The sequence below is a fragment of the Mesorhizobium sp. M1328 genome, from assembly GCF_040318075.1.
Taxonomy (GTDB): domain Bacteria; phylum Pseudomonadota; class Alphaproteobacteria; order Rhizobiales; family Rhizobiaceae; genus Mesorhizobium.
The window spans coordinates 156967-168145 of record NZ_JAMYLO010000015.1 but is presented as its reverse complement, the minus strand read 5'-3'; the positions used below and the strand labels follow the sequence as shown (position 1 = coordinate 168145).

At 62.3% G+C, this 11179-nt stretch carries 12 protein-coding genes and 1 tRNA gene; 7 read left to right on the top strand and 6 right to left on the bottom strand.

Annotated elements, in window-relative coordinates:
* Positions 1-86 precede the first annotated feature (86 nt).
* Both NKH23_RS23995 and NKH23_RS23990 read right to left on the bottom strand, forming a co-directional pair.
* Positions 87-671, bottom strand: coding sequence for an N-6 DNA methylase (locus tag NKH23_RS23995; protein WP_352979870.1), 585 nt, complete (start codon positions 669-671; stop codon positions 87-89).
* A gap of 134 nt (positions 672-805) precedes the next feature.
* Positions 806-1225: a hypothetical protein gene (locus tag NKH23_RS23990; protein WP_352979872.1), complete on the bottom strand. Its 420-nt coding sequence runs from the start codon at positions 1223-1225 to the stop codon at positions 806-808.
* A 262-nt stretch (positions 1226-1487) separates the two neighbouring features.
* Here NKH23_RS23990 and NKH23_RS23985 point away from each other — a divergent pair, with 262 nt between their 5' ends.
* From NKH23_RS23985 to NKH23_RS23975, 3 genes are all read left to right on the top strand, one after another.
* Positions 1488-2888: a lipopolysaccharide biosynthesis protein gene (locus NKH23_RS23985; protein ID WP_352910788.1), complete on the top strand. Its 1401-nt coding sequence runs from the start codon at positions 1488-1490 to the stop codon at positions 2886-2888.
* Positions 2888-4168: a GNAT family N-acetyltransferase gene (locus tag NKH23_RS23980; protein WP_352910418.1), complete on the top strand. Its 1281-nt coding sequence runs from the start codon at positions 2888-2890 to the stop codon at positions 4166-4168. Before NKH23_RS23985 ends, NKH23_RS23980 begins: the two co-directional genes overlap by 1 nt.
* A 424-nt stretch (positions 4169-4592) precedes the next feature.
* Positions 4593-5201, top strand: coding sequence for a hypothetical protein (locus tag NKH23_RS23975; protein ID WP_352910416.1), 609 nt, complete (start codon positions 4593-4595; stop codon positions 5199-5201).
* Between the two features lie 107 nt (positions 5202-5308).
* Here NKH23_RS23975 and NKH23_RS23970 read toward each other — a convergent pair.
* Positions 5309-5393: transfer RNA gene (locus NKH23_RS23970), tRNA-Leu, on the bottom strand.
* A gap of 272 nt (positions 5394-5665) precedes the next feature.
* On the opposite strand from NKH23_RS23970, the gene NKH23_RS23965 reads away from it, so the two are divergent.
* Both NKH23_RS23965 and NKH23_RS23960 read left to right on the top strand, forming a co-directional pair.
* On the top strand, positions 5666-6253 hold the full coding sequence (locus tag NKH23_RS23965) for a YqaA family protein (RefSeq protein ID WP_023677958.1): 588 nt from the start codon (positions 5666-5668) through the stop codon (positions 6251-6253).
* Between the two features lie 29 nt (positions 6254-6282).
* Positions 6283-6801, top strand: a complete 519-nt coding sequence (locus NKH23_RS23960) for a disulfide bond formation protein B (protein ID WP_352670133.1) — start codon at positions 6283-6285, stop codon at positions 6799-6801.
* A 162-nt stretch (positions 6802-6963) separates the two neighbouring features.
* Here the strand turns inward: NKH23_RS23960 and NKH23_RS23955 are convergent, their stop codons facing one another.
* Together NKH23_RS23955 and NKH23_RS23950 are read right to left on the bottom strand one after the other, a co-directional pair.
* On the bottom strand, positions 6964-7521 hold the full coding sequence (locus tag NKH23_RS23955; RefSeq protein WP_023677956.1) for an HNH endonuclease: 558 nt from the start codon (positions 7519-7521) through the stop codon (positions 6964-6966).
* 129 nt (positions 7522-7650) lie between these two features.
* Positions 7651-8292: a DNA-3-methyladenine glycosylase family protein gene (locus tag NKH23_RS23950; protein WP_352910411.1), complete on the bottom strand. Its 642-nt coding sequence runs from the start codon at positions 8290-8292 to the stop codon at positions 7651-7653.
* A gap of 122 nt (positions 8293-8414) precedes the next feature.
* Here NKH23_RS23950 and gluQRS point away from each other — a divergent pair, with 122 nt between their 5' ends.
* Entirely contained in the window at positions 8415-9290 is an 876-nt protein-coding gene (gluQRS, locus tag NKH23_RS23945) for a tRNA glutamyl-Q(34) synthetase GluQRS (RefSeq protein ID WP_352910408.1), read from the top strand.
* A 151-nt stretch (positions 9291-9441) separates the two neighbouring features.
* A complete protein-coding gene (locus NKH23_RS23940; RefSeq protein WP_352910405.1) occupies positions 9442-10332 on the top strand; it encodes a DMT family transporter in 891 nt (296 codons plus the stop codon).
* Here NKH23_RS23940 and NKH23_RS23935 read toward each other — a convergent pair.
* Positions 10299-11153 carry a YihY/virulence factor BrkB family protein gene (locus NKH23_RS23935; RefSeq protein ID WP_292656768.1) on the bottom strand — a complete coding sequence of 285 codons (855 nt, stop codon included), beginning with the start codon at positions 11151-11153 and terminating at the stop codon, positions 10299-10301. The two genes, NKH23_RS23940 and NKH23_RS23935, sit on opposite strands and share 34 nt — an antisense overlap.
* Positions 11154-11179 lie beyond the last annotated feature (26 nt).

Genomic DNA, 11179 nt, shown 5'->3' with positions numbered 1-11179 from the left:
CGACCAGCTCCGCCGATCACCCGTTGCTCAACCCGCGCCATACGGCGTAAAACCCGCCGAGGCTCTAACTGCAGCCGGATGAAAATTCAGTGGCAGGTCACCATGCCTGAGATAAGCTGCGTCGCTTCTGCCGCCCGGTTGATAACCGGCATATCGACTTCTTCCGCTTCGACCAGAAAATTGCGAATGGCGTGAAACAGGAAAGTGCCTGAGCCACAGGCAGGGTCGAGAACTTTTTGCTCGACCGGTGCACTTACTGTGTTTCGTACTACCTTGGCCGCCAACCAGTCGGGTGTGTAGTACTCACCAAGGCCATGACGCTCTTCACGATCTATAAGTGATTCATAGAGAATTTTCAGAACATCGCTTTTGACCTCACGCAGACGAAAGCGACGGACATGCGCCATGATCCTGCGCACCAGTCTCACGCCCTCCGGCGCGGCGACGATCCAGTCGAAGAAATCGCTTTCCACCGCGCCGTATATGTTGGCCTGCTGAAACGCCCGCCCGGAGAGCACACGCGCCGGGTCATCCTCTACAAGGTCGAGAACGGCCAGCGCCACGCATTTCGAGACGATCACTAGAAACGTATGCTGTATCCAGAGCATCTCATTTTCTATGTCACGCCCATAGACCATCTTGAGGAGCGTCGACCAGAGCTGCTTCTTCAACGCCACGTCGGGCCGGTGTTCGAGCGTCCGCCAGATCGCAATCAGCTCTTCCGATGCACGTCGGAAAGCGACGCTATCCTGCCCCAATTCAAGACGAATGGTTAGAGGCTCGGGTGGGAGCGATGATTTGAGCGCTAGCGCGCCGTCAAGCCAAGCGAGAAACAGTTCTCCTTTGTCGGGATCAAGAATGATTCTTTTATCTTGTCGAGCTCACCGTTCCTAAGTTCGAAGACCGCCCACTTCAGTCCATCGCTTGCAATGCCGACAAAACGCTCGCTCTCTTCGCGTTCCCGATCGGCCAGATAGTCGGGCATGCGCCGCGCAACGTCTGGCCACTCACGGTCAAGATTGGATTTCGCCTCGAAGACTGTCCGCCCGATAAGGGCATCGATGCGTCCGCGCACTTCCGGAACCCGGCGTTCAAAATCCACGGACTGGATGTCCGCGCCGAATTCCTCAGTAAGAAGACTTCGGAAATCTGCCTTGACCTCATCGTGACCGGGACGCCGGGAAAGGTGGACAAGAATTTCTTTTGTTTTTTCACTGACGGCCACGCCGCATCCTCCAAGTACTTTCGATACCTACGCGATTCGGCAGGGCAATGTTTTTCGAACTCTCAACATCAAACATTTTTATCCACATCTCTCAAACTCCCTCCCTTTCCAGCTCAGGTCAGAGACTAGGTATCGGCAAGGCTATGGAACCTCCCTTTTGGCTAGCACTACCTTGACGCCCCCCTCGCCACCCAACCGTTTCTTAATGTGTTTTCGTTAGACGCATAGCCAGAAAAGAGGCGGAAAACGGAGTGTGATCGGGGTGCGTTTTTCCGCGGCGACGACAGCCGGGCGGTACCTGCCGCAGCGCCTTGCGCTGCGCATCAGGCCGCTGCTTGGCCTGATCGATGCCGTGCTGTTCAGCGCCGGCGCGCGGGGCGAGGCCGGCCGCATGTCGCTGATCGCCTTTTCGGTCCGCATCGTCAGCGCCGTCATCGCCTTCGTCAGCCAGGTCCTGATGGCGCGCTGGATGGGGTCGTTCGAATACGGCATTTTCGTGCTTGTCTGGGTGACTATGGTCATCGTCGGCAATCTCGCCTGCCTCGGTTTCCACACCTCGATCATCCGCTTCATCCCCGAATATCGCGAGCGCGGCATGATGGCCGAATTGCGCGGCATCGTGCAGGCCAGCCGGCTGTTCGTGCTGATTGCCTCGACGGTGATCGCCGGCCTCGGCGCGCTCGGCGTCTGGCTGCTGTCGGCCTATATCGAAAACTATTACGACGTGCCGTTCATCCTTGGCATCATCTGCCTGCCGATGATCGCCATGTCCGACCTTCTGCAAGGGCTGGCGCGGGCCAATTCCTGGGCGCTGTTTGCGCTGTCGCCGACATTCCTGGTGCGGCCGCTGCTGATCCTGGCGTTCATGGCGCTGATGCTGCTGGCGGGCTACGCGCCCGACGCCAAAACGGCGATCTTCGCCGCCATCGCCGCCACCTATGCCACCACGCTCGGCCAGCTCATCGGCGTCACCTCGCGCATCGACAAAAGGATCCCGGCCGGGCCGATGAAGCTGCATTTCGGCCAATGGTTCATCGTCTCGCTGCCGATCTTCCTGGTCGAGAGCTTCTTCTTCCTGCTCACCAATGCCGACGTGCTGATGGTCGGCGCCTATCTCGATCCCAACGACGTCGCCGTCTATTTCGCCACCGTCAAGACGCTGGCGCTGGTGCATTTCGTCTATTTCGCCGTCAAGGCCGGCGTTGCCCAGCGCTATGCGCAGTTCACTCATGGCGAGCCGCAAAAGCTCGCCGCCTTCGCCCGCGAAACCGTGTCGTGGACCTTCTGGCCGTCGCTGGCGATGGCGCTGCTGGTGCTGGCGCTGGGCGAGCCGATGCTGACCCTGTTCGGCTCGGAATTTTCCGCCGGCTATCCGCTGCTGTTCCTGCTGGTGTTCGGCGTCGTCGCGCGGGCCGCCGTCGGCCCTTGCGAAAGCCTGCTCACCATGAGCGGCAACCAGAACATCTGCGCCGCTGTCTATGCCATGACGCTGGCCTTCAACATCGCGCTCAGCGTCGTGCTGATCCCGCTTTTCGGCCTATGGGGCGCGGCGATGGCCACCGTCTTCGCCATGATCTTCGAGGCCGGCGCGCTGTCATTTACGGTCTGGCGCAAGCTCGGTATCGCCATGGCCATTTTCGTGCCCGCCAAAGGAGCCGCCTGATGGCTGCCGTCCCCTTGCTCGAGGAAACCAGCGGCGGCCCGGCCGGCGCCATGGTGTCCGGCCTTGCCGGACTTGCCCGCGAAGCCGATCCCGCCCATGTCGAGATCCTCGCCAACAACCGGCCCGAGCGCAAGCTTGCCATCTATCCGGCCTCCGCCGGCTTCGACCTGGTCGAGGAGCTCGACTATCTCTGCACCCGCACGATCGAGCCCAACGTCTTCTTCAATCCGCGCTTCCTGGCGCCGGCCATGCCGAGGCTCGAGGACCGCGAGGTGCGGCTGGCGGTCATCCGCGACGGCGACCAGTATCGCAACCGGCTGCGCCTGCTGGTGCCGTTGTCGGTCGAGCGGCCGATGGTGCCGCTCGGGGTTCCCGTCATGCGCACCTGGTCGAGCCCGTTCGGCCCGATCGGCACGCCGCTGATCGACCGCGACGATCCGATCGGCGTGATCGAGGATTTCTTCTCGATGCTGTCGAGGCCGCATCTCAAACTGCCGAAGGTCTTCGTGCTGCCCGACATAAGGCTGGACGGCCCGGTTGCGAGCCTGCTCACCAGCGTCGCCGAAACGCGCGGCCTGACGCTGGTCACCACCGGCAAGGCCGAGCGCCCGGTGCTCGAAAGCGAACTCGACGGCGAGGAGTATCTGAAAGCTTCGCTGCGCGCCCACCATTATCGCGAGTTCCGCCGCCTGAAGCGCCGTCTCGCCGACCTCGGCCGGCTGGAGCATGTCGTGGCGCGCGGGCCCGACGAGATCCGCCACGCCATCGAAAATTTCCTGACGCTGGAGGCTGCCGGCTGGAAAGGCCGCGAACGCACTGCCATGGCCATCGACCGCTACCGCGCCGCCTTCGCCCGCGAGGCGGTGCACCGGCTGGCCGAGCAGGACCTCTGCCGCATCCATTCGCTGACGCTCGACGGCCGCACCATCGCCTGCCTGGTCGTCTTCGTCGAGGCCGGCGTCGCCTACACCTGGAAGACCGCCTATGACGAGACGCTCGCCCCCTATTCGCCGGGCACGCTGCTGATGATCGAGGTGACCAGGCAGCATCTCGACGACCCCAACATCATGATGACCGATTCCTGCGCGGTGCCCGACCATCCGGTGATGAGCCGGCTGTGGAGCGAACGCAAGCCGATGGGCACGCTGGTGATCGGGCTGACGCCGGACGCCGACCGCCCCGCCCGCCAGGCGGCCTCGCAGCTTCACCTCTACCGCGAGACCCGCAACATGGCGCGCCTGCTGCGCAACCGGATGAGGAGCCTGCTGCGCCGGCGCTAGTGCATCGGGCCTAGGGATGCGACCGGATCGGCCGTTGGTCCGGTCCGCACCATGGGCTATTGCATATGGAGTCCCCTCATCCGGCCGCTTCGCGGCCACCTTCTCCCCAGCTGGGGAGAAGAGGCGGACGCCAGCGCTGGCGATCTCCTCGTCTCCCCTCGGGGAGAGGTCGGATTGCCCCGAATTGCCCTTCGCAATTCGGTTGGCAATCTGGGTGAGGGGGTACTTGCCCCTATGCGACTGCCCTGGTCTCCGCACCATCGGTCCGCTTGGGCCTAGGTCGTCAGGGTTAATTCTCCCGATCAGCGGAAAAGATTAGCATCGACGCAGTCCCAACCGGGATGAGGCGATCAATTTCGGCCGCGCGTCCAGCATCACTGCCGCCTCGGTCCTGCACGGCCAGAAAAAAATCTGGGAGGAATGCATGACGAAAACAACTCACCTCAGGCGTCTCGGTATCCTCACATTGGCAGGTCTCGTTGGCGCGTGTCTGAACGCCGCCGCGCCTCGGGCCGCCGAACCCGACAAGGCCGAGATCGATGCCCTGCGTAAATCGCTGTCCAGGTATGAAGACTACAAGGTTGCCATTCGCGAGCTTTATCTATCGACGGTTGGATGCGTCTTCTACAGCGGCGAAAAGGTAGAGGGAGCGATGGACTACCCGAAGGGCGCGATGGGGATCCATTTCGTCAACGTCACGACTATCGGCCCGACTGCGGATCCGACGCGTCCCAATGTGCTGATCTATGAGCCGGTCGGCGGCGAATTGCGCCTGGTCGGCGCGGAATGGCTCGTGCCCTTGACGCCGGACACCAAGGAGCCGCCGAAGCTCTTCGGACAGACATTCCAGGGGCCGATGGAGGGGCATTATCCGCTCATCCCGAAGGAGTTCCACCACTACGACCTTCACGCCTGGCTGTTCAAGGACAACCCGCTCGGAATGTTCAGTCCGACGAACCCGGACGTGAAATGCGACAACTATGCGTTTCCGATGCCGGAGCAGCCGACCAAGATGGTGCCGGGGCCGATGTGATAGCGACCTCCGTTACAGTCTGGGTTGTCGAAAGCGCTCGGGGCCTCAGTTATCCCAGGGGGCTCCTGGGATAACGACCAAACCGAGCTCTCTCGACGGATGGGAAATGGTGCCCCTAGCCGGGATCGAACCAGCACTCCTTGCGGAACTCGATTTTGAGTCGAGCGCGTCTACCAATTCCGCCATAGGGGCTCAGGCCGGGCGGCCTGGATGGGCGCGGACTATACGGTTGGAGGCCTGTTCGTCAACGGCCAATTCCCGAGATCCGGTCTCGCTCAAGCCTCAGCCTTTCGATTTCGTGAAGCAGCTGCCATTGTGCAGCGCGGAAAATCTTTCTAGACAGGCGGCGCATGTCATTGAAGCGCACCTTGTCCGACGAGGTTGATCGGGGCGCTTCCAAGTCTTGTTTGTACATGTCGTGATCCCAAGACCGCTACTGGTTTGGGCGTGCATTAGGAGTGCCGATGCTTCGCGGACTTTACGACTGGACCTTGTCGCTGGCGGCGAGCAAATCCGCCGAATGGTGGCTGGCCTTCATCGCCTTCGTCGAGAGCTCGGTGTTCCTGGTGCCGGCCGACGTCCTCTATCTGCCGATGGCGCTGTCGCGACCGGATCGCGCTTACCGTTATGCGCTGGTTGCCACCGTCGCCTCGGTGCTGGGCGGCATCGCCGGCTGGTTCATCGGCCATTATGCCTATGATGCGGTGGCGCGGCCGATCCTCGAATTTTATGGCAAATATGACGAGTTCGAGGCGATGCGCGTCTCGTCGGGTGTCGGCTTCATCATCCTGATGCTGGTCACCTCCGGCCTCGCCCATCTACCGCCGATCAAGGTGGTGACGATCCTGTCCGGCGTCATCGGCGTTCCTTTGCTACTTTTCATCGTGCTGGCAATTGTTGCCCGCGGAGCCCGCTTCCTGTTTCTCGCGTGGCTGTTGCGCCGCTATGGCGAGCCGATCCGCCACTTCATCGAAAAGCGCCTTGGCCAGATTGCGGGCGCCGCCGCCGCTGCCCTGATTTTGCTCTATATCGTCGTCAAATACGCCGTCTGAACGGAATCGAACCGAATGGACTGAGTCCAATGACAGCGACCGTGAATGCCGATACCGGACGCCAGCGGCTGCGCACCGCCCTGTTTCTCGCTGTCGCCATGGCCGCCACGGTCGGCTCGGCGCTGGCCTTTCAGTATCTTGGCGGCTACATCCCCTGCAAGCTCTGCCTCGAGCAGCGCACTCCTTACTACGTCGGCGTGCCCTTGATGCTGCTGGCGGTGCTTGCGTCGGCTCTTCACGCGCCAGCCTGGATAAGCCGTGGCCTGCTGGCCATTGGCGGCCTGCTGATGCTCTACGGCGTCTATCTCGGCGTTTATCACTCCGGCGTCGAATGGGCGTGGTGGCCGGGCCCGACCGATTGCACCGCAGCCGCCGGGCCGGTGGACACCGGCGGCAAGGGCGTGCTCGACGCGCTCGACAAATTCGTCCCGCCCTCCTGCGACAAGGCGGCGCTCCGCATCCTCGGCCTGTCCTTGGCCGGCTGGAACGCCATCGCTAGCTTTGTCCTGGCGGTCGTAGCGTTCCGCAGCGCCTTCGCCCGCGATTGAGCGGTTCGCCCTATGGGCGGACGCAAGATCATTCAAGAATTCGGCAGGCTGAGTCGTATGACGTGATTGTCGAGAACCGAAGCGGAGCGGACATTGGTCCGTGAGCATCGGAAGCGCGGACAATCGCTTCAGACGGCTAGCCTCGCGAATTGTCGGATGATCTCAAGGTTCGAGTTCGACATCCCAGTAGAGATAATCCATCCAGCTTTCGTGCAGATGGTTGGGCGGGAACAGCCGGCCGTTATTATGCAAATCATGCACCGTCGGCTGGTAGGGCTTCTGCAGCGGCCACATCTTGGCGTGGGCCGGCATCATGCCGCCCTTCCTCAGATTGCAGGGCGAGCAGGCAGCGACGACATTCTCCCAGGTCGTGGCGCCGCCGCGATGGCGAGGAATGACATGGTCGAACGTCAGATCGTCCGGCGTGCCGCAATATTGGCACTGGAAACGGTCACGCAGGAAGACGTTGAAACGAGTAAACGCCGGATGCCTCGACGGCTTCACGTAAGCCTTCAGGCTGACGACGCTCGGCAGCTTCATCGAAAAGGTCGGTGAAGAGACGGCGTGTTCGTATTCGGCGACGATGTTCACCCTCTCGAGGAACACCGCTTTGATGGCATCCTGCCAGGACCAGAGCGAAAGGGGGTAATAGCTGAGCGGACGGTAATCCGCGTTCAGCACCAGCGCTGGAAGCCCATCCGGAGATACGGCAACCGTCACGTCGTTGACCTCCTTCACCCTAGAACCGGTCGACGCGGATACTGTAAGCCCGACATGACAGGGATGTGAAGCGGATTGTCGATCATGCCGGGTCTCAGAAACGCATGATTTCAATGCTTTTTTGCGGATTCAGGCCGGAGGCGCGGCATCCCTGCCCTTCAATTCGCGATAATAAGCCCAGAAAAGCCGCGATGCGACACCGCGCCACGGGCTCCATGATTCGGCAAGCCGGATCAGCATTTTCTCCGGCGGACGCGGGTCGATGCCGAGCGCATGGCCGACCGCGCTCTGCAACGCAACGTCGCGCGCCGGAAAGATATCTGGGTGTCCGGCGGCAAACAAAAGGTAGACTTCAGCCGTCCACGGGCCGATGCCCGGCACCTTGGTCATGGCTGCGATCGCCTCCGTTGCATCGAGTTGGCAGAGATGATCGAGGTCGAGCCCGTCGGCCACCGCCTGGGCGACGGCAATCAGGCCGCGCTGCTTGGGCCGCGACAGCCCGGCCTCGCGAAAGATCGCCTCATCGGCGGCAAGGATCGCCTGCGGCGTCAGCGGATCGAGCAGTTTCGTCAGCCGGCCGAAGATGGCATCGGCAGTCGCGCGGGACACTTGTTGTGAAACGACGATCGAAGCAAGGCTCCTGAACCCCGGCTCCGACAGCCTGAGCGGCACCTCGCCGGCCATGCCGCGCACCTTGTCCAGGCGCGGATCAAGCAGGCACAGCGCGTCCAGGCCTTCTACAATGTCGTCAAGGTTGGCGATGCGTTGCATGTCTGCTTGTTCCAAAATCAAATGTGCCGCACGCTTCGTCACGCGTCCCTCTGGACGCGCGACGCTGCCGGCGCAAAGTAGCAATTGGCGAAAGCGCCGCACAACCCGATTGCCGCCGGACAATGACACTGCTGACATTCCGCTTCGCGCCGAGCCCGAACGGCGAACTGCATCTCGGCCATGCCTATTCGGCGCTGCTCAATCAGAAAATGGCAAAGGCCACGGGCGGACGCCTGCTGCTGCGCATCGAGGATATCGACACGACGCGCTGCACGCTGGAATTCGAGGCAGGCATTTTTCGCGACCTGAAATGGCTGGGGCTTGGCTGGGAGGAGCCGGTGCGCCGCCAGTCCGAGCATTTTGCCGAATATCGGGCGATGCTCGAGCGGCTGATCGAAGCGGAGCTTGTCTATCCGGCCTTCATGAGCAGAAGTGAGATCCGCGCCTTTATCGCCGACAGCGAAAAGCGCGGCCGCGACTGGCCCCGCGACCCGGACGGCGTGCCGCTCTATCCCGCCGCCGACAAGGCGTTGACGGCGAGCGAACGCAAGCGGCGCATCGCCGAAAATGTGCCATTTGCCTGGCGGCTGGACGTCGATGCTGCAATAGCGCGCGCCGGCAAGGACCTGTCATGGGCCGAATACACGGACGAGACGCTCTCCGCGACGCGTCGTGTCGAAGCCCATCCGCAGGATTGGGGCGACGTGGTCGTGGCGCGCCGCGAAATCCCGACCAGCTATCATCTCGCCGTCACCATGGACGACGCGCTGCAGGGCGTCAGCCATGTCGTGCGCGGCCAGGACCTTTATTCCGCGACAAGCGTGCAGCGGCTGCTTCAGCAACTGCTTGGGCTGCCGCAGCCGGCCTATTTTCACCATCGCCTGATCCTCGGCCCGGATGGACGAAAACTGTCGAAGAGCCTTGGCGATACCGGCCTTGCCGCCCAGCGCGAGGCGGGCGCATCGCCCGCCGATGTCAAGCGGCTGGTTGGTCTCTAGACTAGACCGGTGAGCTGACGGCCATCAACGGCGCTCCTTCAATTCAAATGACTCTATGGATCAACCGTTTGGTTTTGCTTGCCGGCCCGAACGGCATTAAGCAGTCGCCGCAGTCGATCCCTCACCCGAATTCACCGTGGTCCCCGGAAAAATGCACAGCCTCAAGCGGTTTATCCCCGCCTCTTTTGTCGTCCTGTGGGCGACCGGCTTCATCGGCGCGCGCTATGCCATGCCGTGGGCGGAGCCTTTTACTTTCCTGGCTGCGCGCTTTGTCCTGGCCGCAATCCTGCTTGTCGCTTTGATGGCCGCGCTTGGTTCGAGCCGCGCCACCCGAGACGAGGCGCTGCACGCGGCCGGCGCCGGCATCCTGATGCATGGGGTCTATCTCGGCGGCGTGTTCTGGGCCATCCACCGGGGCATGCCCGCCGGGCTTTCAGCCTTGATCGTCGGCCTGCAGCCGCTGATCACGGCGGTGCTCGCCGGCCGGCTTCTGGGCGAGGCCATCCTGCCGCGCCACTGGGCCGGTCTCGGCCTAGGGTTGATCGGCGTGGTGATCGTGCTTTGGCCGAAGCTCGGCGCGCTCGGCGGCGGCGTGACGGCCGAGACGCTGGTCGCCTCATTTGTCTCCGTACTCGGCATGAGCGCCGGCACGATCTGGCAGAAGCGTTTCGCCTCCGGCGGCGATCTGGTGGCTGCCACGTTCTGGCAATATGTCGGCGGCGCATCGGTGATGGCTCTGGCCTCGCTCGCCTTCGAGACCCGAACGGTCATCGTCAATGGCGAACTGATCTTTGCTATGGCCTGGCTCGTGCTGGTGCTATCGATCGGCGCCATCTTCCTGTTGATGGTGATGATCCGCGACGGCGAGATGTCGAAGGTCGCCTCGCTGTTTTACCTCGTGCCGGCCGTCACCGCGGTCATCGCCTGGGCATTGTTCGGTGAGCAATTGAGTCCGCTCCAGATCGGCGGCATGGCGATCGCGACGCTCGGCGTCGGGCTGGCGACGGCTCAGCCGCCGACGCGGGCACGTGCCTCTAAATAGCGGCTGATCGCGGCGTTGAGCTCGCCACCGAGGATGAAGATCGCCGAGACTATATAGAGGAAGACGACGGCGATCATGATCGAGGCGAGGCCGGCATAGGTCGTCACATAGGACGAGAAATGATCGAGATAGGCGGCGAAGATGGTCGACCCGATGAGCCAGCCGACCAGAGTGAAGATGATGCCAGGCACGATCGAAACGAAGCGGCGCTTGCCGGCCGGCAACCAGAAATGCACGGCGAACAGACCGCCGATGATGACGACCGAGGCGATGACGTAACGCCACAGCGTGATCGTGCCCATATAGGGTTTTATCCATTCGAAATGCGACTCGGCCAGCCGTGCCAGCAATGGCGCGAAGACCAGCAGCACGCTGATGGCCAAAAACCCGGCCGTCGCGATCAGCACGAAGATGATGCTCTGCACCCGCCGGTAGATGATGCCGCGCGTTTCCGAGACACGATAGGCCCGGTTGAGCGAGGTGCGCAGCGCCTCGATGCCGTTCGAGGCGAAGTATCCGGCAAGCACGATACCGTAGGTCAACAGGTCGCTGCGCCGGACGGTAAGCACGTTGAGCACTTCGCGCGCGATCGGTTTGGCGATCTGCTCGGGCCATGTGTCGAACACAAGGTGCACGGCGGTGTCGGCGAAAGCCTGCGCGCCGAAAAAACTCGCCAGCGTCGTGGCGAAGATCAGGAAAGGAAAAAGCGCCATAAGCGCGGTGATCGCCAGATGGCTGGCCATCGCCCAGCCGTCGTCGGTATTGAAATGGCCGAGCGCGTCGTAAAGGACGCGTTTGAGGGCTACGATCTTCCGCAACAAGAACCGCGTTCCCTTCGATTGTCCCG

What these genes read in the sequence shown, in the direction of transcription:
- NKH23_RS23950 (WP_352910411.1), bottom strand. Translation starts at nt 8,292, where the DNA reads ATGCAACGCATCGCCAACCTTGACGACATTGTAGAAGGCCTGGACGCG.
- NKH23_RS23965 (WP_023677958.1), top strand. Translation starts at nt 5,666, where the DNA reads ATGCTTCGCGGACTTTACGACTGGACCTTGTCGCTGGCGGCGAGCAAA.
- NKH23_RS23960 (WP_352670133.1), top strand. Translation starts at nt 6,283, where the DNA reads ATGACAGCGACCGTGAATGCCGATACCGGACGCCAGCGGCTGCGCACC.
- NKH23_RS23975 (WP_352910416.1), top strand. Translation starts at nt 4,593, where the DNA reads ATGACGAAAACAACTCACCTCAGGCGTCTCGGTATCCTCACATTGGCA.
- NKH23_RS23980 (WP_352910418.1), top strand. Translation starts at nt 2,888, where the DNA reads ATGGCTGCCGTCCCCTTGCTCGAGGAAACCAGCGGCGGCCCGGCCGGC.
- gluQRS (WP_352910408.1), top strand. Translation starts at nt 8,415, where the DNA reads ATGACACTGCTGACATTCCGCTTCGCGCCGAGCCCGAACGGCGAACTG.
- NKH23_RS23940 (WP_352910405.1), top strand. Translation starts at nt 9,442, where the DNA reads ATGCACAGCCTCAAGCGGTTTATCCCCGCCTCTTTTGTCGTCCTGTGG.